Origin of the sequence: Cycloclasticus sp. PY97N, from assembly GCF_002443175.1 — a bacterium.
GTDB classification, from domain to species: Bacteria; Pseudomonadota; Gammaproteobacteria; order Methylococcales; family Cycloclasticaceae; genus Cycloclasticus; species Cycloclasticus pugetii.
The window spans coordinates 1770081-1790907 of the sequence record NZ_CP023664.1 but is presented as its reverse complement, the minus strand read 5'-3'; the positions used below and the strand labels follow the sequence as shown (position 1 = coordinate 1790907).

The window sequence follows — 20827 nt, the reverse complement described above, 5'->3', positions numbered from 1 at the left end:
CTTGATCATTAACATATTCTAGGCAGTTGCGAGCCACTTAGCAGTTGCAAAATACGTGTTGTACCAATTCGGTTTTTTATTGTAACCATGGCCTGAGAGCCCTTGTGTACGTTACCGATAACGGCGGCTTGTTTTCCTAAAGGGTGAGCGTGCATTATGGCTAATGCTTGAGCAGCTTGGGCTGATGGTAATATGCTAATAAAACGTCCTTCATTGGCAACATAGTACGGGTCTAGGCCAAGTACTTCACAAACACTACGCACGGGATCGGCAATGGCGATAGCGGTTTCGTCAAGCATGATTTGTTTGTTAGCGGCAGTGCTAATTTCAATTAAGGCAGTGGCTAATCCTCCCCGAGTTAAATCACGCATACAGTGAATGTCAATGCCGCTATCAAGCAATAATTTGACCAGTCCAGATAGGTCAGCGCAATCACTTTCCAGAGTTTGTTCGAGTTTAAAACCTTCTCTTTGCGCCATAATGGCGATGCCATGGCGACCAATATCGCCATTAATAATAACAACATCATCATGCTGTAGCATGCTTGGGGAGAGGCTCATGGCTGTATCTAGCACGCCGATGCCACTGGTATTGATGTACAGCCCGTCGCCTTTTCCTTTCTCAACGACTTTGGTGTCGCCAGTGACAATGTTAACGCCAGCCGCTTTGGCTTGGTGGCTCATGGAGTGGATAATTTTTTGCAAGGAATCAATAGCAAAGCCTTCTTCAATGATTAAACCACAACTTAAAAATAACGGTCGAGCGCCACTCATTGCCAAATCATTTAATGTGCCGCAAACCGCCAGTTTGCCGATGTCACCTCCGGGAAAAAATAGGGGGTTAACCACGTAGGAGTCAGTGGTAAAAGACAAACGCTCACTATTGATAGCCAGCACAGCGCTATCATTTTTTTCATTGAGTGCAGGGTTGTCGAATTCAGCCAGCATGAGTTTGTCGATGAGTGACTGTGTCAATTGACCGCCACCACCATGCGCCATCACTATTTTGTCATACAGGCCAATAGGTAGAGGGCAGGCGTCTTCTGAATTATCCGTTTTACTCACTGGCTAATGTTCTCCGTAATACTTTGTTGACGACGGTAGGCGTAATAAGCGGCGCAGGCACCTTCAGTGGAAACCATGGTGGCACCTAAAGGGGTTTCTGGCGTACAGCGGGCACCAAACTCTGGGCATTGTGATGGTTTGATAATGCCTTGTAACACCTTACCGCTTAGACATTGCTCGTGTTCTTGCGTGTTGATATGTGCGATTTGAAAGTAATTTTCTGCATCAAAAGCAGCGTAATCTGCACTGAGCTCAAAACCACTCATCGGGATATCACCAAGTCCTCGCCATGAACGAGTAACCGGTTTAAAAATTCGATTAACTATCTGTTGCGCGGTGGTATTACCTGATGCTTGGACGGCCCGAGCATATTGATTTTCAACTGTTACCTGACCTTGTTCTAATTGGGTAATACACAACAAAATTCCTTGCAGAATATCGACGGGTTCAAAACCAGTAACGACAATCGGCACCTGATATTTCTCAGTAATGGGTAAATATTCCTGATAGCCCATCACCACACAGACATTGCCTGCGGCGAGAAACCCTTGCACTTTATTTTCTGCTGATGAGAGTATCGCTTCCATAGCCGGAGGAACGCGAACGTGTGACACCAGCAATTTGAAATTTTTTAAACCCATTTGTTGCGCCTGATATACGCTCATGGCGGTCGTTGGAATAGTGGTTTCAAAACCAATGGCAAAAAACACCACCTGCTTATCAGGGTGCTGTTGAGCGATCGTGACCGCTTCTAATGGGGAGTAGACTGTTCGGACATCGCCACCTTCGGCTTTGACGGTCATTAAATCTTTTGTTGAACCGGGGACGCGAAGCATATCGCCAAAGGTGCAAAAGATAACGCCATTCAAGGCCGCTATGCCGATTGCCTTATCAATGGCTTGCAAGGGGGTAACGCAAACAGGACAGCCAGGGCCATGAATGAGGTTAATATCGCTTGGCAGTAGTTGATCAATACCGTATTTCATGATCGCATGTGTTTGACCACCGCATAATTCCATAATGGTCCAAGGGCGTGTGCAGGTATTCCTTATCGCTGTTGCCAATAACTCAACATGTGGCTGATGTCGAAAATCATCGATATATTTCACTGGGTTTATTCCTGTGCGCTTTTCAGGTCATCGAGGCTAGCCAAGGTGGCAAGGGCTTCTTCTTCATCTAGCAGATTAATGGCAAAGCCTGCATGCACAATCACATAGTCATTTTCTTTCGCTTCTGGCACCAGAGCGAGGCTTACAGTGGTCACTAGTCCTGAAAAACTGACATCCCCTGTACGGGTGTAGAGGTTTTCACCAGAAATGGAGATGATTTTACCGGGAATTGCCAAGCACATTCTGTGTTCCTCTATTAGCTGCGGCGAGTAATTGACCAAGCGCTAAGCCGCCATCATTACACGGTAGTTTTTGTTGCCAGTAGACCTTAATATTAAGGGCTGATAAGCGGCGGATGAGCGTTTCGCTTAGGTAGCGGTTTTGAAAACTGCCTCCGCTTAATATTACTCTTTTTTGTCCTGATTTGTGTGTCATATCAACCATCATTTCTACTAGCGTGTTATGAAATTTACATGCAATCAGTGGTTTTGGCACGGCGTTGTTTAAATCATCAATAATATCGCTCAGTAGGGGTTGCCAGTCAAATCTGGCTAATTCTTTGTCTTGTTGCCATAACACGCGATAGTAGTCGTCACTTGCTGTTGCGGCGAAACATTGTTCTAAACGCTGTGCAGCTTGACCCTCATAGCTTGAAACCTGACACAGATCGAGCAAACTGGCGACACAATCAAATAGCCGCCCAAGACTAGAACTGCGCGGGGAGTTGATTCGTCTGTTGAGCATAGCTTGTAACAGTGCTTTTTCTTCCTCGGTGAAGGCTGATATGGGAGCGAGTGAGTTGTGTGAAAATACCTTGTCACCCATGTATTCCCATAACATTGCCAATGCTGATCGACGAGGTTCTTTAAGGGCGATAGCGCCACCAAGCAAAGAAAATGGCCGCAGACTGGCGATGCGTGAAATGTTTGACGATGGGTCCAATGTGAAAAACTCACCGCCCCACAGCGAGCTATTATCACCGAGGCCATTGCCATCGCAAATGATGCCTAATAACGGTGGTTTAATAGCATGCTCTGCCATACATGACAGTAGGTGGGCGTGATGATGTTGTACGCTAACAGTCGGCAAATGGAGCGATTTAGCATAAAGGCTGCTGGCATACTCAGGGTGTTGATCCTGAGCAATCAGCTCGGGGTGGTATTCAAGCAATTGCGATAAATCAGCAATATTGTGTTTAAAACCAGTGATGCTTTCAAGGCTTTCAAGGTCACCATTGTGTTGACTGATCATGGCGTAATCACCCTTGCTAATAGCAAAGGTGTTTTTTAAATGCCCACCAACGGCCAATGTCGGCCTGTGCGGGTGTTGAGTAGATTGATTGTCCGCCAATTTGATTGTGACAGGCGCGTAGCCTCTAGCCGCACGTAGCAATGTCGCTTCGTTATGAATGGTTTGTACAACAGAATCATCAACGGGTCGTAGAATAGGGCGATTATGAATAAGAAAAAGGTCAGCGATATTAGCTAGCCGGTCTATTGCTAGTTGGTTATCAATATAGATCGGTTCGTTACTAAGGTTGCCGCTAGTAGTAACAAGAGGGAAAGGTAAATGTCTAAGCAGTAAATGATGCAAAGGCGAGCAGGGTAGCATGATGCCAATGCGGGTATTGTCAGGCGCGACTCCTTCAGCCAAGGTGGAACACGCGATTAATTTATCCATTAACACAATCGGAGCAGCTGCTGAAAGTAGCAGCTTTTTTTCCAGTGCTGAGGGTGTGGCGATGGTGTCGACTTGGGCAATGTCTCGGCACATCAGCGCAAATGGTTTCTCAGGACGTGATTTATGGATTCGTAATTGTTCAATACTGGCCTGATGGCTCGCATTTGCTAACAGTTGAAAGCCACCAATACCTTTTAGCGCGACAATTTTACCCTTAGTTAATGCCGCTGATGCTTGCTTGATAGCCGTTATATTGTCAGCAAGGTATTTACCTTGATGGCTTAATAACTCAACAGTGGGGCCACAATCTGGGCAAGCAATAGTTTGCGCATGAAAACGACGATCGCTAGGGTTCTCATATTCATTCTGGCATGCCTGACACAAGGGAAACGTGTGCATTGCTGTGCGTTCACGATCATAAGGTAATGCGTTAATAATGCTGTAGCGAGGGCCACATTGGCTGCAACTGATAAATGCATATTGATAGCGACGATTACTTGGGTCCAGCAGCTCATCGATGCAGGTGGGGCAGGTGGCAATATCGGGTGAAATAAACATCGAGTGTTGCTGACCGGCACTGTTGCGTAATTCGAATTGTTGGTAACCGCAGACAGGTAGATTAGTTATAGTTAATGATTCTATTTTGCTGTTGATAGGAGGGTTTTTCTGAACTGTTTCAATAAACGCCTCTAACGCGCTTGGTGAGCCTTCAATATCAACCGTTACACCATCACCGGTATTGCTGGCCCATCCCTTCAGTGCTAATTGGCTGGCTTGCCGGTAGATAAAGGGACGAAAACCAACACCTTGAATTATCCCTGTGACTTGTAGTTTTTTTCTGTTAATCTGAATGCTCATGGTGTTTCCATACTATCGAACTATGGACTTGGAATGAAATCAAATTTGTGCAGGTTTAATCGCTTTGGAAAGAGATGATGGAAACCAAAATCAGTACAATTATTGATGAGCATGCGGCTGACCCCGCACGGCTGATTGATATTTTACAGGCCTTGCAAAACCACTTTGGCTTTCTTTCGACAGATACCGTTGAACAAACAGCGCATCTTCTGAATATTCCCCGTAGCCAAATTCATAGCGTTATCGAATTTTATAGTTTCCTACATTCAAAACCCGTTGGGACTTACCGCATTCTGTTAAGTGATTGTATTATTGATACCTTACATGGTTTCCAAACAGTAATGGATGCATTTTGTCAGAAGCTTGATATTCAGCCAGAGACCATTCGCAGTGATGGCAAAGTGAGCATTGCGACCACCTCGTGCACCGGCTTTTGTGATCAGGGTCCCGCAGCACTTATCAACGGTATTGCAGTGGTCGCATTAGATGCCGATCGCGTTGAGCGGATTGTTAATTTTATCGAAAGGGGGGTGCCAATCAGTGAGTGGCCAGCTGATTTTTTTCACAATGAAGATAATATTCAGCAACACGGCTTTTTATTAAAACAAGGTGTTGAAGCTGGGTCGGCCATTGAGGCCTTGTTAGATCGTGGCATTGAACATATCTTAAATGAGTTAGAACAGTCTGGCTTACGTGGCTGTGGTGGTGCAGGGTTTCCTACGGTGAATAAATGGCGTTTTTGTCGACAGATCGAAGCTGATGCACATTATGTGGTTTGTAATGCAGATGAAGGTGAGCCAGGTACCTTCAAAGACCGTGTTTTGCTGAATAATTATGCCGATCAAGTGATCGAAGGGATGACGCTGTGCGGGCGCATTATTGGTGCCTCTCAAGGCTTTATTTATTTGCGTGGAGAATATCTTTTTCTGCGACAAAAATTACAACAGATCATTGATCAACGTAGACAAAACCACTGGTTGGGGCAAGCCATTGCTGGTGTCGAAGGCTTTGATTTTGATATAGAGATTCGCATGGGTGTCGGGGCGTATATTTGTGGTGAAGAATCCGCCTTGCTTGAGTCGCTGGAAGGTAAGCGAGGTGTCCCACGGATAAGGCCGCCTTTTCCAGTGACGCATGGTTATCTTGATAAACCGACGGTCATCAATAATGTAGAAACATTTGCCGCAGCGGCGAAAATAGCGCTAGCAGGCGCTTCATCTTATAACCAGGTTGGTACGGAAGACTCTCCCGGAAGCCGCTTGCTAAGTATTTCTGGCGATTGTGCTCGCCCAGGTATTTATGAATACCCTTTTGGCACGACGATTAAACAGATCCTTATTGATTGTGGTGCTAGCCATACACGTTGTGTGCAAGTGGGTGGGCCATCGGGAGTACTGGTGCCGAACACCGATTTTCAGCGACAGATTAGCTTTGAAGATTTGCCAACGGGCGGTTCATTTATGATCTTTGATGAGAGCCGGGATCCTTTAGCAATTGCGACTAATTTTGCCCATTTCTTTGCCCATGAAAGTTGTGGTTTTTGTACGCCGTGTCGAGTGGGCACAACGCTGGTGAAAAACACGCTCGATAAGGTTGTTAACGGCTTGGGAAGTGATAATGACCTTGCGGAATTAAAAAAACTAAGTCATTTGGTGAAAGCTTACAGCCATTGTGGCTTGGGACAAACGGCAACCAACCCAGTAATGGACTCACTGACTCATTTCCCCGAGCATTATCAGGCTAAGGTTAAAGATCAGGCGTTTACCCCTGCTATTGATCTTGAACAGGCTTTACAACAAGCACGTACGCTGACCGGTAGAACAGATGCGGATGCCCATCTGGAGCAATTTAACGAATGAAAACGCTGTCGATAGTGATTGATGGACAACAGGTTCCTTTCCAGCAAGGTCAGACGATTATTGAGGCTGCGTCAGCTGCCGGAATTTATATTCCTCACCTGTGTTACCAGCCCGAGTTTGCACCCCATGGTAGCTGTAAGGTGTGTGCTGTTAAGGTGAATGGTCGGGTTTGCTCTGCCTGTACAACGCCAGCGAGTGAAGGCCAAGTGGTCGATAATAATAGCGATGAAATTAATGCTTCACGTCGCAGCATTACACAAATGTTGTTTGTTGAGGGCAATCATTTATGTCCTTCGTGCGAAAAGAGTGGCGATTGTGAGTTACAAGCGCTGGCTTATCATTTAAAAATGTTCGATGCTCATTTTCCTCATTTGTTTCCCCAGCGTGAAATAGATGCCTCACACGACGATATTATGTTGGATCGAGATCGCTGTATTTTTTGTGAATTGTGTGTGCGAGCAAGTCGCGATGTTGACCAAAAAAATGTGTTTGCGATCAGTGGACGGGGTATGGAGAGTGAATTGATTGTTAATTCCCCATCAGGGACATTACACGACAGCGACCTTGATATGAACGATAAAGCGGCCCACGTTTGCCCAGTAGGGGCGATTTTAATTAAAAGAAAAGCATTTGATGTGCCCATCGGTAAACGTACTTATGACAAAAAGAGCATTGATGGAACCGAGTTGAATAAGGTGGAAAAATGACCGCTAAAATTAGTATCGCTACAACATCACTGGCTGGTTGTTTCGGTTGCCATATGTCCTTGTTGGACATTGATGAGCGCATAACCGATTTGGCGGAAGTAGCGGTGTTTGATCGTTCGCCATTGACTGATATAAAAAATTGCCATCACTCAGATATCGGCCTGATAGAAGGTGGGGTCTGCAATGCGGAAAATGTGCATGTATTACGAGAATTTCGAAAAAACTGTAAGACCTTGATTGCTGTTGGAGCCTGCGCCATTAATGGCGGGCTGCCGGCATTGCGCAATAAGATATCGCTAAAAGAATGTCTTGAAGAATCCTATATTGATGGGCTTGGTGTGGTGAATCCGCAAATACCCAATGACCCAGAACTGCCTTTGTTATTAGATAAGGTTTATCCGATTCATGAAATCGTCAAGGTTGATTATTCGCTACCGGGTTGCCCACCGTCAGCTGATGGGATATGGACATTTATTACCGATTTACTTGCAGGGCGCGAACCGACCTTGCCTGACGAGCTAATGCATTATGATTAATGAGACGTTGACTTTATGAGCACGACAGACCAGCAAGCATCGAATTCGGAGCCACTACGACGAGTTGTTATTGATCCTGTTAGCCGTGTAGAAGGGCATGGCAAGGTTACGTTATTGTTAGATGAAAACAATCATGTCGCGCAAGCGCGCTTACATATTGTTGAATTCAGGGGTTTTGAGCGTTTTATTCAAGGCCGCCCCTACTGGGAGCTACCGGTTTTAGTGCAACGTTTATGTGGAATTTGCCCTGTTAGCCATCATTTAGCTGCGGCAAAAGCCATTGATCAATTAGTCGGTGTGGATCAACTAACGCCTTCGGCAGAAAAGCTGCGTAAGTTGCTACACTTCGGTCAGGTGTTACAGTCACATGCGTTACACTTTTTTTATTTAGCCTCACCTGACTTGTTGTTTGGTTTTAGCAGTGACAAGAGTAAACGTAATATCCTCGGTTTATTAGCTGACTATCCTGAACTTAGCATGCAGGGCATTAAACTGCGAAAATTTGGTCAAGAAGTGATTCGGATTGTTACGGGTAAACGCATACATGGAACGGGGGCTATTGCAGGTGGAATGAATAAATCATTAACGCCTGATGAGGTTAATTATTTACTGAATGATATTGATGATGTCATTGAGTGGAGTAAAGCAGCGGTTAAGTTAGCGGCTGATATTCATTTAGCAGATGTCCCCTTTAACAATGAATTTGCCACCGTCAAAAGTGGCTTTATGGGTTTGACCGGCTCTTCTGGTGAGTTGGAGCTTTATCATGGCGGTTTGCGCGGTATAGATCGTAACGGTCATAGTGTGTTCGACCATTTTGATTACCGTCATTATCATCAAGTGATCCACGAGGAAGTGAAGCCGTGGACTTATATGAAGTTTCCTTTCTTTGAGTCGCTAGGGGTGGATGATGGCTGGTATCGTGTTGGGCCCTTAGCCCGAGTTAACCTGTGTGATGTTATTACTATGCCAGCTGCTGAGCAGGCGCGTGTGGCATTTAAAGCACAAGCAGGCGCTGATGCGATGGGAATGGTACAAAGCTCACTCGCTTTTCATTGGGCAAGAATGATTGAAATTCTTCATTGCGCCGAATCAATTAAAGGGCTGTTGCAGGACACCGATCTGCAGGGTAATGATTTGGTTGTTACGGGTGAAAAACGATTGGAAGGTATCGGGGTGATTGAAGCGCCACGTGGCACCTTGTTTCATCATTATGAAATTAACGAAGATGATATTGTGACAAAAGCCAATCTGATCGTTTCAACCACAAGCAATAATCAAGCAATGAATGAATCTGTGCGGCAGGTTGCCGCTCGTTATTTGGATGGTCAGGAACTGACAGAAGGGCTGTTAAATTATATCGAAGTAGCCATTCGTGCTTATGATCCTTGCTTGTCTTGCGCCACTCATGCTCTTGGTAAAATGCCATTACAGGTGGAGTTACGCGATGTTGAAGGAAAGTTATTACAGCAACTGGTTAAAAATAGTCAGGGTGAAGTAAGTGGCTAAGCTGCTGATTATTGGTTATGGCAATCCAGCGCGTGGTGATGATGGCTTAGGGCCTTTAGTTGCCGAGCATATTGAATCGCTTAAGTCGCTAAGACATTGGCAACATATCGATGTGTTAACGGCGTACCAATTACAAATAGAAAACGTCATGGACTTGGTCGATTATCAAACCGTATTGTTTATTGATGCAGATAGCCAAATCAATAGCCCCTATCTTCTAACGCGTTGCCAGCCTGAAGTCGGGCAAAGTTATACCTCGCACGCATTGACACCAGATGCGTTATTAGCGGTTTACCAGCAGGTGTATAAAACAGCACCACCAGCCTGTTATTTATTGAAAATGGCTGGTTATGCATTTGAGTTAGGTCAGCCATTGTCGTCGATAGCCACTGATAACCTACGGTTAGCAAAGGACTTTGTTGAGCACTGTTGTCAACGGTCAGAGCAAAGCGTGCTATTTGATGATCATGAAATGATGGAGCTTAGTACTGCTTATGCATGAACTATCGTTGTTAGAGGGTGTACTAAGCATTATTGAGGATAATGCAGACACTCAGGGCTACACATCAGTAAAAAAAGTGTGTTTAGAAATTGGAGCGCTTTCGTGTGTTGAGCCAGAGGCATTGCGATTTGGTTTTGATATAGTGATGAAAAATAGCGTAGCCGACGGCGCGATTCTGGATATTGTAACCATGCCAGGGCAGGCAATATGCCAACAATGTGGTTGCGAAACAAAAGTTTTTGAACTACATACGCCTTGTCCCGACTGCCAATCCTTTAGCTTGGATATCCAGTCTGGACTGGAGATGCGAGTGAGAGACTTGATTGTTAATTAGGAGAGATTTATGTGTACCACTTGTGGCTGCGGTTCGACTGAAACAGTAAACCATCAACATACTAGCAAAGAGAATGCAACTGATACGGCTGATCTTCGATTGGTGCAATTAGAAAAGGATGTGCTGGGAAAAAACAAACGCTATGCAGCAAAAAATAGACAGTATTTACAGCAACATGAGATTTTTGCATTGAATATTATCTCCAGTCCAGGCTCTGGTAAAACTTCATTATTAACGGCAACGATTGATGCGTTGAAAGATCAGCTGGACATTAATGTGATTGAAGGCGATCAGAGCAGTCAACTGGATGCTGAGCGCATTCGCAATTCTGGCGCGAAGGCTATTCAGATTAATACCGGTAAGGGTTGTCACTTGGATGCTCATCAGGTGGGGCATGCCATTGAGGACTTAAACCCAGCAGATAAAGGCGTGTTATTTATCGAAAATGTAGGCAATCTGGTCTGTCCGGCACCATTTGATCTTGGCGAGGCCTACAAGGTCGTTATGCTGTCAGTAACCGAAGGCGAAGACAAACCGCTTAAATACCCAGATATTTTTTATGCAGCGGATTTGATGATCATTAATAAAACTGATCTGTTGCCCTATGTTGATTTCAATATGGATAAATGTGTCGAATACGCTAAGCAGATCAATCCGAACTTAATAATTATTGAACTCTCAGCGACAAAGGGCGATGGTTTAAGCGAGTGGGTGCAATGGATCAAGGCGCAACTAACATTAAAGGCTGTTTAGGCGCGTCACTGAAATTTATAACGAACATTGTGCATAACCCACAGTAGATGATTAAAACAATCAATTTTAATATTATTTAGCAGAACCTGTTGGAGAAGAGGCTAGAGCACCAATCACAAGAAAACTCATCACATTAGCCAAGCAGTTGTAAGTCCAACTGCAGACGCAGCCAATAATGGCAGTAGAACGCGCATCCCCAGCCCCGGGCCGCCAATAAAGCTGGCTAATAATGCTTTAACAAGCGTGTTTGACGATGCAGCAATAACAATGCCCAATGCGGCGAGGTTGACTGATAAATCGCTGGTACTCATTCTGGACAGTGCCAGATTAATCGGGTCCACATCGGCAATGCCCGATATCATTGCCATCAAATAAATACCCGCTTCACCAAAATAATCAATCGCTGCCTTACTTAACAAGATGACGAGCACCAATAAAGCGCCGAAAAACAGTGCAGATTTTAGCTCTAGTGGATTAATCAAATGGGTCATCTTAGCGGGTGTCTGAGCGGCTTTTTTATGCCAGATGACAAGTGATGATAATAAAACCACAGCCATCATAACTGACATGGGAACCAGTAGTTTACTGAACAGCGCTGGATTGATAAGGCTAGAAACCAATAGAACACGAGGAAACATGGTGCCACAGGCAAGTAAGATACCTGCCGCTAGCAGGTTCCTCATGGTCTCTTGCTTTTGGGATAACCGAGCATAATGCAAGGTCAAGGCAGTGGATGATGCCATACCTGCTGCTAGTGCAGTTAAGATGACCCCTCTGCTTGGCCCAGCTATCTTCATCGCAAAATAACCGCTGAATGAAATGCTTGCGATGAGAACAACCATCCACCATATTTCATAGGGATTTAAAGCTTGCCAAGGCCCATAACCACGGTCGGGGAGGATAGGCAGAAGAACGACAGAAATAAGAAGAAGTTGCAAAGCGGCATGCAGTTCCTTTTTTTCTAGTTTTTTTAACCAGCCATGTAATGCCTCTTTATATCGTAATAATATTGCTGTCAGTACAGCGATAGATGCTGCCAGATCTACATGCTCTAGGGTAGCAAATACGCCCAATATAAAGGTCAGCAGCATTGTAATGAGGCTGGTAATGCTGGCATCTTCGCTATTGTTTCGCTGCACTGTATAGGCCGTTGCTACGGTGATAGAGAATCCCAAAAAAATAAAACCTAATACTATTGCATCAAGGTACTGTGACAGCAAACCAGCTCCGCCACCCAGAAGCCCTGTCAGACCATATGTTCGCAGGCCAGCTATCCTTTCACCGTCTTTTGCTTCACGGGATTTCCAGCCACGTTCGGCACCGATAAGAAGACCTATAGCTAGCGCTATGCCCATAAGCGTTATCTGTTTAGCATCAACAAAACCGTTCACTTTTTTCTCCAGTGGTTGGCTTATAGAAGGTTGTAGTATGTATAAAGTTGGATTTTTCCATCACTCTCCTTTCATTTTTTGGAATGCGAGCCGCATCTGTTTTTCTGCCTCAATAATAGTAAACAGTGCGATACCAACCGCGATAATGATAAGACCGTCTAAGAAGGGGATAGACTCAGTGGAAAAAATTGTTTGTAGTAACGGCAAATAGGTAATAGCAAATTGTGCAATCGTTATGGAGATAACAACAGCCCAGACGACTTTGGTGCCGCGTACTCCCTGCCAAGTTAATGAGGCACTATAAATGTTTCGAATAAAAAACAGATGAAAGATTTCCATCACGACCAAGGTGTTTAGCGCGATGGTTCTTGCTAAATTGACTGAATAACCATTATCTATGGCGTAGCTGTAAGTGCCAAAGACGCCACAGAGAAACAGAAACGATACTAGTACGATATGCCAAAGCAAACCACCATTTAATAGTAGTTCATGACGTGATCGCGGTGGTCGCCGCATGGTGTTTTTCTCGGTGGGTTCAAACGCCAAAGCAATGCCCAGTGTTATGGCGGTAATCAGGTTAACCCATAGAATTTGAATCGGGGTGATCGGTAGCGTCATTCCCAAAAGCAAGGCTAATACGATGGTCATGGCTTCACCGGCGTTGGTCGGTAGCGTCCAGCTGAGGACTTTTTTTAAGTTATCGTATACCGTGCGGCCTTCGCGTACAGCGGCCACAATGGAAGCAAAGTTGTCATCGGCTAATACTAGGTCTGCTGCTTCTTTTGCCGCTTCACTGCCCTTTAACCCCATGGCAATACCGGCATCAGCTCTCTTTAGCGCGGGTGCATCGTTAACACCATCACCAGTCATCGCAACGGTCTTTCCGTGGGCTTGTAAGGCCATGACCAAGCGTAATTTATGCTCTGGGTTGGTGCGGGCAAATATATCGCATTCTAATATTGCTTGACTCAGTGCTGTGTCATCAAGTTCATCAAGCTCTTTACCGCTGAGGACTTTAGTCGTGTTTTGTAGACCAACCTGCTTACCGATGGCAGCAGCTGTTTTCGTGTGATCACCAGTAATCATTTTTACTTGGATGCCAGCATCATGACACTCTGCTACCGCTGTAATGGCCTCTTGTCTGGGCGGGTCAATCATGCCCAACATGCCAATCAACGTTAACGAACCCGATACCTCTGCATGTTCTAATACTGTGTGTGCTGGTGAAGTGGGATTAACCGCAATCGCCAGTACACGTTGACCGAGTACGGCAATGGCGTCTGCCTGCTCGCTCCAATAAACGGTATCTAAAGGTTCAGTGCCACCATTGGCGCTTCGTTGATTTGCGCACATGGCGAGCATACGTTCTGGCGCACCCTTTACATGTATAGAAGCGTGATGCTCATGATCGTGATTGAGTGTTGCCATAAACTGATGTTTAGCGTCAAAAGGAATGGCATCGGTTCGCGCCCAGGAAGCTTGTTCTTGACGGGTATTCAAATCCATTTTTCCGGCGAAGCTTAGTAGCGCGCCTTCCATTGGGTCGCCTTCAACAATCCAGGCCCCATTGTGTTCGCGCAGCGAGGCATCATTGCAGAGTATTGAGGCGCGGGCCAACTCTTCCAGTACGGCGTGTTCCGCTGGAGACACAAAAGCGTCCTCCAGCATGAGTGAACCTTTGGGTTCATAGCCACTACCTTCTAGGGTAAAAAGATGGCGGTGAGTGAGTACAGAGGAAACCATCATTTCATTGCGAGTTAGGGTGCCAGTTTTATCTGTGCAAATGACTGATACCGACCCAAGCGTTTCTATGGCAGGCAAGCGTCGTACGATGGCGTTGCGCTGAGCCATGGCTTGCACACCAATAGCCAAGGTAATAGTAAGGACTGCTGGTAGGCCTTCAGGAATCGCCGCCACAGAAAGCCCCACTACAGCCATGAATATCTCAGTAAAATCGTAATGTGCAACAAAGTAGCCGAATGCCAATAAGATCACAGCGATGACAAGAATCAAAATGGTCAGCCATTTGGCAAACACATTCATCTGTGTCACTAACGGTGTTGTCAGCGTTTCGATTTGCGATAGTAGTCCACTGATTCGACCGATCTCAGTGTCTGACCCTGTCGCCACTATCACCCCTTTGCCCTGACCACTGGTGACGAGGGTGCCGGAGTAAGCCATACAGCTACGGTCTCCTAAGGCGGCATTCTCGGCAACTGAGTGTGTGTGTTTATCCACTGGTACAGATTCACCGGTTAAAATTGCTTCTTGCACAGTTAATCCATGTGCGTTAATTATTCGAAGGTCAGCGGGCACTTTATCACCGGCCTCCAGTATGACGATATCGCCGGGAACCAATTGCTCGCCAGCGATATTGGCGCGCTCTCCAGCACGAATAACATTGGCTTGAGGCGCTAGCATATGGCGGATGGCATCCATAGCCTGTTCGGCTTTTCCTTCTTGCATAAAGCCGATAATGGCGTTAACAACGACCACCGTCAAAATAACCCAAGTATCGACCCAATGACCTAGAAGGGCGGTAATTAGAGCAGCGCCGAGTAGTACATAGATAAGGATATTATGAAAATGCAGAAGAAAGCGTACCAAGGAGTTACGACGGGGTGCCTGTGGCATTCGGTTGGGACCATGGGTGGAAAAACGAGCTTCAGCGTCGATTTTAGTCAAGCCGTTTTGTGAGGAGCCTAGGGCCTCCAATGTAAGGTCGGAGGAAATTCCATGCCAATTAGTTTTTGACGACGCACCTGTGTTTTTCATATTTGCCCATTGTTAGCGTATAAAAAAATATCAACGTTGGTAAGCACCTTAACTATCATCCTAACAGATCTTGTATAAACTGCTTATTGGAAAAAAATCGGTTCTGGTAAGTGGCAGTGACCGGCAAAGTTTAATTTAATCGTTTTTCAGACACCGTATCGGATTCGCTATTATTTCAATCTATTTTCTTTTGTTCTTGAAATACCCCAGCTATACTATTTTCAGCTTGAGGTTTCTAAAACTAAGGTACATGGAAAGTTAAAATAATGAGAACAGTGGTTGTAGCGAGTACAATTTTTATATTCTGGTTTATGCTCTCAGGGCATACCGAAACGTTGTTGATCGGGTTAGGTGTTTTATCTACGGTGATCAGTGTCTATCTTGCAAGGCGAATGGATATTATTGATCATGAAAGTTACCCTTTTCATCTAAGTTTACGCTTGTTACATTATTACTTTTACTTGGGAGCGGAAATTATTAAATCTAATATTGATGTGGCGAAACGGATTCTGACGCTTGGGCCTGTTAATATTAGTCCGCAAGTTGTTACACTTCGCGCCAGTAAAGAAACTGACTTAAGTAAAGTTATTTATGCTAATGCGATTACGCTGACACCAGGTACTGTGACCTTGAAGTTATCAGACGATGAAATTGAAGTACATGCGTTAAGTAAAGAAGGCGCTGCTCATTTAAAATCGGGTGAGATGGCCAAGGCTGTTCCTGATATGCCAGAACACACTTTATGATGTACGCTGCCGCAACACTCGCCATTTTAGTTGTTATTTTATTGCCCTTGGTAAGAGCTTTACTGGGGCCAACGGTTTATGACCGTATTGCGGCAATGAATATGTTGGGCACTAAAACAATTTTATTAATTGCTGTCTATGCCTTTTTGACTGATCGACATGACTTGCTTGATATTGCGTTGGTTTACGCGCTGATTAACTTTATTGGCGTGGTTGCTGTTTTAAAATTAATTGAGCAGGGTAATTTTTATACTGAAGGTAAGACGGTAGTTAATAACGAACAGAAGATGAAAGAAAAATGATGATGGATATACTCAGCTGGGTCTGTTTAGCATTGGGTAGTTTTCTGGGTATTGTTGGTGGTATCGGTATACTGCGTTTCCCTGATTTTTATACAAGACTTCATGCCGTTGGTATTACAGACACCTTATGTGCAGGACTTTTTTTATTAGGGTTAGCTTTTCAGGCAGGCTTAACAATAGCCAGTTTTAAATTATTTCTAATTTTCGTGTTTATTTTTTTTACTAGTCCTACTGCCTCACATTCCCTCGCTAATGCGGCTATGTTGGGTGGGCTTAAACCTAAACTTTCAAACGACGACACAACGGATTCAAGCAAGTTGGGTGATCAATGATAGATAATGTTGTTGATATTATATTGCTCAGCCTTATTGCCATCCATGCGATTGCGATTATTCGTCTGAAAAGTATATTTACGGTCATCATGCTATTTGCTGGATTTAGTTTTCTATCAGCTGGTTTGTTTGTGGTTATGGATGCCGCTGATGTGGCTTTTACTGAGGCTGCAGTGGGTGCTGGTATATCGACGGTGTTGATGTTGGCAACGCTCGGGCTGACCTACTCACCCAAAGATATTAATAAAGAAGAAAAAAGAGCAACACATAACCCATGGCTCCCTTTCATGGTGGTGTTAGTTACCGGTGCGTTATTAATTTATGGCACATGGGATATACCCGCATTTGGTGATTTGGCAGCACCGGCGAATCAGCACGTAGCACCCTATTACTTAGGTAACAGTTTATCTGATACAGGCGTGCCCAACGTGGTGACTTCGATACTAGCGAGTTATCGTGGGTTTGATACCTTGGGTGAAGTCACTGTTATTTTTACTGCAGGTATTGCAGTACTATTGTTGATTGGTGGCCGTCGGCGTAAACCTCAATTAGAGAAAAGAGACGATAACGGTGAAGCATAATTTAATTTTACGGGTTGTTTCAAAATTCCTTATCCCCCTTATTTTGCTGTTCGCACTTTATGTTCAGTTCCATGGCGATTTTGGCCCTGGTGGTGGTTTTCAAGCGGGGGTGATTTTTAGCGCAGCAATTATTTTATATGCGTTAGTCTTTGGCGTAGATAATGCAAAAGCAGTGATTTCACCGTATGTTCTTCGCCTTCTTGCCAGTTTAGGTGTATTAATTTATGCAGGAACGGGTGTAGCGGCATTAATCTTAGGTGGTAATTATTTAGAATACAGCGTGCTAGGGGCTACGCAAATAGCGGGTCAGCATCTTGGTATCTTGGTCATTGAGTTGGGTGTGGGTATCACCGTAATGTCTGTGATGTTGCTAATGTTTTTTACGTTTGCTGAACGCGGCAGACCAAACTTAAAATCAGAGCCTGAGTCAGGATTGGAATAAGTTATTTATGGAGATGATTCTTGGGCATTATAATTACTGGTTGGTCATTGTTATTATGATGGCTGGGTTTTATACCGTTATTAGTCATGGCAATTTGATAAAAAAAATTGTTGGCTTGAATATTTTTCAGGTCTCAGTTTTTTTGCTTTATATCAGCATTAGTAATGTAGAAGGCGGTGCGGTACCGATTATAGAAAAGGGCGTCGATCTTTACTCTAATCCCTTGCCTCATGTATTAATTCTGACGGCTATTGTGGTCGGTGTGGCAACAACTGCCTTGGGTTTAGCGCTTGTCATTCGAATCAAAGAAGCGTATGGCACTATCGAAGAAGATGATATTCATCGTCAGGATCAATCATTATGATAGAAAGCCACCTAAGTCTACTGTTAGTTGTTTTACCTTTAATGGCAGCACCTATTATAGCGGTGCTACCAAATGGCCGTTTGCCTTGGGCCGTTAGTACGATAGTGAGCTGGTCAGTTTTTTATATGGCGGCTTGGCAATTAATCAATGTCAGCACAGGGCATACGATCAGTTATGAACTTGGTGGCTGGGCTCCTCCTTGGGGTATTGAGTACCGTATTGATGCGGCAAATGCACTGGTTGCCTTGGTGGTTTCTGGTATTGCTGCGCTAACCTTACCCTACGCATTAAAAAGCGTTATTAAGGAGATTCCAGAGAAGCAGCACGCGCTTTTTTATACGGCGTTTATGTTGTGTTTGACCGGTTTATTGGGTATTGCGCAAACAGGCGATATATTTAATTTGTTTGTCTTTTTAGAAATTTCGTCTTTATCATCATATGCATTAATAAGTTTGGGTAGGCAACGTCAGGCATTGACGGCGGCTTATCAATATCTAATTATGGGGACGATTGGAGCAACATTCTTTATTATTGGGGTGGGTTTACTCTATGCGATGACTGGCACGCTTAATATGGCGGATTTATCGCAACGGTTACCAGAGTTATATAACCATCGTACTATTCATACTGCTTTTGCATTTATTATGGTGGGCTTTGCATTAAAGTTAGCCTTGTTTCCATTACACCTTTGGTTACCTAATGCTTACACTTATGCGCCGACGGTTGTGTCTATTTTTCTTGCAGCGACGGCAACAAAGGTTGCAGTTTATGTCATGTTACGTATGGTATTTTCAGTGTTTGGCTTTTCGTTTATTGAAAATACACCAGCGGATGAGTTGTTTATATTGTTATGCGTAATGGGTATTTTATCGATGTCATTTTATGCCATTTACCAGAAAGACAGTAAACGCTTACTGGCATACTCTAGTGTGGCTCAAATTGGTTATATGATGCTGGGTATAGGCTTAGGAAGTGTCCTAGGTGTTACGGCAACTATGGTGCATTTATTTAACCACGCCTTAATGAAGGGAGCTTTATTTATGGCAATCGGTGCCTTAGTTTATAGAGTCAGTTCTAGTCGCCTTGAGCACTTTTCTGGGTTAGGTAAGCAAATGCCGTGGACCTTTGGGGCGATTGTGATAGGCGGGCTTAGTTTAATTGGCGTGCCCGGTACGGCAGGTTTTATTTCTAAATGGTATTTAGTACTGGCGGCGATTGAAAAACAGAATTGGTTTATTGTTGGTGTAATCTTAACGGGTTCGTTGTTGGCCGTTGTGTATGTTTGGAAGCTCGTTGAAGTACTGTACTTCAAAGTAGCTGATAAACCACAACAAGGGCAAATAAGTGCATCAGAGGCACCATTAATGATGCTAATCCCCATGTGGGTATTGGTATTGGCTAATGTGTATTTTGGTTTTAATACTGAGCTGACCGTGGGTACGGCAGAGCAGGCGGTTAAATTATTGCTTCCAGGTGCTAGCGAATGAGGTTGAATAAATGATCGGCTTAGCAGGCGAGCAAATAATCCAATTAGCTATCTTAATGCCGCTAGTGGCGTCAGTTTTAATTGTGTTAGCGGGTAAAAAACCTAATCTTCGTGAAGCAATAACACTTATTACAGCCGTGATGGTTGCTCTATTAGTGATGATACTTGCTGGCCAAGTGAACGCTGGTGAGCGACCAAGTTTTGATGTGTTTGAAGTGATTCCTGGCATCAATATTAGTTTTTCAGTAGAACCGTTAGGGATGTTGTTTGCCTTGGTGGCGAGTATTTTGTGGCTAGTAACCTCCATTTATGCGATCGGTTATATGCGAGGTCACCATGAAAAGAACCAAACACGCTTTTATGCCGCATTTGCCATTGCCATTGCTAGTACGCTAGCGGCAGCATTTTCTGGCAATATGTTTACCTTATTTCTTTGCTATGAAATATTAACGCTATCAACCTATCCACTTGTCACGCATGCGGGTACTAAAGAAGCAAGACGCAGTGGCCGTATCTATTTGGGTATTCTTTTGGGAACCTCTATTGGTTTTCAGTTGTTGGCTATTTTACTGACTTGGTCAGTAACGGGTACGCTTGATTTTAAAGATGGCGGTATTTTGGCTGGTAAGCTAGATCCTGCCTATGCTGGTATTCTGTATGCCTTGTTTGTTTTCGGTGTTGGTAAAGCGGCTATCATGCCATTCCATAAATGGTTACCTGCCGCGATGGTTGCACCTACGCCAGTCAGTGCTTTGTTACATGCTGTTGCCGTTGTGAAAACGGGTGTATTTGCGATCCTTAAAGTGACGATTTATATTTTTGGTAGTGATTTTATTACAAGCTCAGGAGCCGGTGATTGGCTTATTTGGTTTGCCGCAGTAACTATCTTATTGTCCTCATTGATTGCAATGACTAAGGATAACCTTAAAGCACGTTTAGCGTATTCAACCATCAGCCAACTCAGTTACATTGTATTGGGCGCACTGGTGGCTGTTGAGATGAGCTTAATCGGCGCATCTATGCATATTGCAATGCATGCATTTGCGAAAATCACCTTGTTTTTTGCTGCAGGGGCTATTTTAGTAGCAGCGCATAAAAAGGATATTAGTGATATGGACGGTTTAGGCCGTGTTATGCCGATCACTTTTGCCGCATTTACTATTGGCAGTTTGAGTATTATTGGTTTACCTCCTTTTGGTGGCATGTGGAGTAAGTGGTATTTAGCATTAGGTATGGTGCAAACTGAACAATGGGTATTGTTAACTGTTTTAATGCTTAGTTCATTACTTAACATCGCATATCTATTACCAATATCAGTGCGTGCGTTTTTTGCAAAACCTAAAGAAGGTGTGGTGTATACACAGATAAAAGAGGCGCCCATCAGTATGTTAATGGCTATAGGGTTTACATCACTCGCTTGTATCGTTTTGTTTTTTTATTCTGACCCATTTTATAACCTCGCTGTAGATGCAGCGACGGGTCGTTAGAGAGTACTTA

At 44.3% G+C, this 20827-nt stretch carries 21 protein-coding genes; 15 read left to right on the top strand and 6 right to left on the bottom strand.

Features of this window, described 5'->3' with window-relative positions:
- Window positions 1–8 precede the first annotated feature (8 nt).
- From hypE to hypF, 4 genes are read right to left on the bottom strand one after another with little or no spacing between them, the layout of a single operon-like run.
- The gene (gene hypE / locus CPC19_RS08720) at window positions 9–1064 is read right to left on the bottom strand and encodes a hydrogenase expression/formation protein HypE (RefSeq protein WP_015005592.1); all 1056 of its coding nucleotides are present in this window, start codon (window positions 1062–1064) and stop codon (window positions 9–11) included.
- A complete protein-coding gene (gene hypD / locus CPC19_RS08715; RefSeq protein ID WP_016389599.1) occupies window positions 1061–2173 on the bottom strand; it encodes a hydrogenase formation protein HypD in 1113 nt (370 codons plus the stop codon). Before hypD ends, hypE begins: the two co-directional genes overlap by 4 nt.
- Before the next feature lie 5 nt (window positions 2174–2178).
- Window positions 2179–2415 carry a HypC/HybG/HupF family hydrogenase formation chaperone gene (locus tag CPC19_RS08710; RefSeq protein WP_016389597.1) on the bottom strand — a complete coding sequence of 79 codons (237 nt, stop codon included), beginning with the start codon at window positions 2413–2415 and terminating at the stop codon, window positions 2179–2181.
- Complete coding sequence (gene hypF, locus CPC19_RS08705) at window positions 2393–4711, bottom strand: carbamoyltransferase HypF (RefSeq protein ID WP_016389596.1); 2319 nt, start codon at window positions 4709–4711, stop codon at window positions 2393–2395. The genes CPC19_RS08710 and hypF overlap by 23 nt, the downstream gene beginning before the upstream one ends.
- A 74-nt stretch (window positions 4712–4785) precedes the next feature.
- On the opposite strand from hypF, the gene CPC19_RS08700 reads away from it, so the two are divergent.
- From CPC19_RS08700 to hypB, 7 genes are read left to right on the top strand one after another with little or no spacing between them, the layout of a single operon-like run.
- Entirely contained in the window at window positions 4786–6570 is a 1785-nt protein-coding gene (locus CPC19_RS08700; protein ID WP_236610504.1) for an NAD(P)H-dependent oxidoreductase subunit E, read from the top strand.
- Window positions 6567–7277, top strand: a complete 711-nt coding sequence (locus CPC19_RS08695) for a 2Fe-2S iron-sulfur cluster-binding protein (RefSeq protein ID WP_016389593.1) — start codon at window positions 6567–6569, stop codon at window positions 7275–7277. The genes CPC19_RS08700 and CPC19_RS08695 overlap by 4 nt, the downstream gene beginning before the upstream one ends.
- Window positions 7274–7813: an NAD-reducing hydrogenase subunit delta gene (locus CPC19_RS08690; RefSeq protein WP_016389592.1), complete on the top strand. Its 540-nt coding sequence runs from the start codon at window positions 7274–7276 to the stop codon at window positions 7811–7813. The genes CPC19_RS08695 and CPC19_RS08690 overlap by 4 nt, the downstream gene beginning before the upstream one ends.
- A 15-nt stretch (window positions 7814–7828) precedes the next feature.
- Window positions 7829–9322 carry a Ni/Fe hydrogenase subunit alpha gene (locus CPC19_RS08685; protein ID WP_016389591.1) on the top strand — a complete coding sequence of 498 codons (1494 nt, stop codon included), beginning with the start codon at window positions 7829–7831 and terminating at the stop codon, window positions 9320–9322.
- Window positions 9315–9824, top strand: a complete 510-nt coding sequence (locus CPC19_RS08680; protein WP_016389590.1) for a hydrogenase maturation protease — start codon at window positions 9315–9317, stop codon at window positions 9822–9824. The genes CPC19_RS08685 and CPC19_RS08680 overlap by 8 nt, the downstream gene beginning before the upstream one ends.
- The gene (hypA, locus tag CPC19_RS08675) at window positions 9817–10158 is read left to right on the top strand and encodes a hydrogenase maturation nickel metallochaperone HypA (protein ID WP_016389588.1); all 342 of its coding nucleotides are present in this window, start codon (window positions 9817–9819) and stop codon (window positions 10156–10158) included. Before CPC19_RS08680 ends, hypA begins: the two co-directional genes overlap by 8 nt.
- 9 nt (window positions 10159–10167) lie before the next feature.
- Window positions 10168–10911: a hydrogenase nickel incorporation protein HypB gene (hypB, locus tag CPC19_RS08670; RefSeq protein ID WP_015005602.1), complete on the top strand. Its 744-nt coding sequence runs from the start codon at window positions 10168–10170 to the stop codon at window positions 10909–10911.
- 128 nt (window positions 10912–11039) lie between these two features.
- On the opposite strand, the gene CPC19_RS08665 is transcribed toward hypB, so the two are convergent.
- Entirely contained in the window at window positions 11040–12302 is a 1263-nt protein-coding gene (locus CPC19_RS08665; RefSeq protein ID WP_016389586.1) for an MgtC/SapB family protein, read from the bottom strand.
- A 60-nt stretch (window positions 12303–12362) separates the two neighbouring features.
- Complete coding sequence (locus tag CPC19_RS08660; protein ID WP_016389585.1) at window positions 12363–15077, bottom strand: cation-transporting P-type ATPase; 2715 nt, start codon at window positions 15075–15077, stop codon at window positions 12363–12365.
- 266 nt (window positions 15078–15343) lie between these two features.
- On the opposite strand from CPC19_RS08660, the gene CPC19_RS08655 reads away from it, so the two are divergent.
- Genes CPC19_RS08655 through CPC19_RS08620 form a run of 8 tightly spaced genes read left to right on the top strand, consistent with a single transcriptional unit; the run spans window position 15344 to window position 20817 of the window.
- Window positions 15344–15823: a Na+/H+ antiporter subunit E gene (locus CPC19_RS08655; RefSeq protein ID WP_015005605.1), complete on the top strand. Its 480-nt coding sequence runs from the start codon at window positions 15344–15346 to the stop codon at window positions 15821–15823.
- Window positions 15820–16125, top strand: a complete 306-nt coding sequence (locus tag CPC19_RS08650) for a monovalent cation/H+ antiporter complex subunit F (protein WP_016389583.1) — start codon at window positions 15820–15822, stop codon at window positions 16123–16125. The genes CPC19_RS08655 and CPC19_RS08650 overlap by 4 nt, the downstream gene beginning before the upstream one ends.
- Window positions 16122–16457: a monovalent cation/H(+) antiporter subunit G gene (gene mnhG, locus CPC19_RS08645; protein ID WP_033422297.1), complete on the top strand. Its 336-nt coding sequence runs from the start codon at window positions 16122–16124 to the stop codon at window positions 16455–16457. The genes CPC19_RS08650 and mnhG overlap by 4 nt, the downstream gene beginning before the upstream one ends.
- Window positions 16454–17038: a DUF4040 domain-containing protein gene (locus tag CPC19_RS08640; protein WP_015005608.1), complete on the top strand. Its 585-nt coding sequence runs from the start codon at window positions 16454–16456 to the stop codon at window positions 17036–17038. Before mnhG ends, CPC19_RS08640 begins: the two co-directional genes overlap by 4 nt.
- A complete protein-coding gene (locus tag CPC19_RS08635) occupies window positions 17028–17480 on the top strand; it encodes a Na(+)/H(+) antiporter subunit B (RefSeq protein WP_015005609.1) in 453 nt (150 codons plus the stop codon). Before CPC19_RS08640 ends, CPC19_RS08635 begins: the two co-directional genes overlap by 11 nt.
- A 7-nt stretch (window positions 17481–17487) precedes the next feature.
- Window positions 17488–17844 (top strand): cation:proton antiporter subunit C, encoded by a 357-nt coding sequence (locus tag CPC19_RS08630; protein WP_015005610.1) that lies wholly within the window; start codon window positions 17488–17490, stop codon window positions 17842–17844.
- Window positions 17841–19331 carry a monovalent cation/H+ antiporter subunit D family protein gene (locus tag CPC19_RS08625; protein WP_016389580.1) on the top strand — a complete coding sequence of 497 codons (1491 nt, stop codon included), beginning with the start codon at window positions 17841–17843 and terminating at the stop codon, window positions 19329–19331. The genes CPC19_RS08630 and CPC19_RS08625 overlap by 4 nt, the downstream gene beginning before the upstream one ends.
- A 10-nt stretch (window positions 19332–19341) precedes the next feature.
- The gene (locus CPC19_RS08620) at window positions 19342–20817 is read left to right on the top strand and encodes a monovalent cation/H+ antiporter subunit D family protein (protein ID WP_016389579.1); all 1476 of its coding nucleotides are present in this window, start codon (window positions 19342–19344) and stop codon (window positions 20815–20817) included.
- The last annotated feature ends 10 nt before the right edge of the window (window positions 20818–20827 follow it).

Coding starts and splice junctions, on each gene's coding strand:
- CPC19_RS08630 (WP_015005610.1), top strand. CDS start 17,488: ATGGAGATGATTCTTGGGCATTATAATTACTGGTTGGTCATTGTTATT.
- CPC19_RS08625 (WP_016389580.1), top strand. CDS start 17,841: ATGATAGAAAGCCACCTAAGTCTACTGTTAGTTGTTTTACCTTTAATG.
- CPC19_RS08640 (WP_015005608.1), top strand. CDS start 16,454: ATGATAGATAATGTTGTTGATATTATATTGCTCAGCCTTATTGCCATC.
- CPC19_RS08700 (WP_236610504.1), top strand. CDS start 4,786: ATGATGGAAACCAAAATCAGTACAATTATTGATGAGCATGCGGCTGAC.
- CPC19_RS08690 (WP_016389592.1), top strand. CDS start 7,274: ATGACCGCTAAAATTAGTATCGCTACAACATCACTGGCTGGTTGTTTC.
- CPC19_RS08650 (WP_016389583.1), top strand. CDS start 15,820: ATGATGTACGCTGCCGCAACACTCGCCATTTTAGTTGTTATTTTATTG.
- CPC19_RS08660 (WP_016389585.1), bottom strand. CDS start 15,077: ATGAAAAACACAGGTGCGTCGTCAAAAACTAATTGGCATGGAATTTCC.
- CPC19_RS08695 (WP_016389593.1), top strand. CDS start 6,567: ATGAAAACGCTGTCGATAGTGATTGATGGACAACAGGTTCCTTTCCAG.
- hypF (WP_016389596.1), bottom strand. CDS start 4,711: ATGAGCATTCAGATTAACAGAAAAAAACTACAAGTCACAGGGATAATT.
- hypA (WP_016389588.1), top strand. CDS start 9,817: ATGCATGAACTATCGTTGTTAGAGGGTGTACTAAGCATTATTGAGGAT.
- hypB (WP_015005602.1), top strand. CDS start 10,168: ATGTGTACCACTTGTGGCTGCGGTTCGACTGAAACAGTAAACCATCAA.
- CPC19_RS08685 (WP_016389591.1), top strand. CDS start 7,829: ATGAGCACGACAGACCAGCAAGCATCGAATTCGGAGCCACTACGACGA.
- CPC19_RS08655 (WP_015005605.1), top strand. CDS start 15,344: ATGAGAACAGTGGTTGTAGCGAGTACAATTTTTATATTCTGGTTTATG.
- CPC19_RS08710 (WP_016389597.1), bottom strand. CDS start 2,415: ATGTGCTTGGCAATTCCCGGTAAAATCATCTCCATTTCTGGTGAAAAC.
- mnhG (WP_033422297.1), top strand. CDS start 16,122: ATGATGATGGATATACTCAGCTGGGTCTGTTTAGCATTGGGTAGTTTT.
- CPC19_RS08620 (WP_016389579.1), top strand. CDS start 19,342: ATGATCGGCTTAGCAGGCGAGCAAATAATCCAATTAGCTATCTTAATG.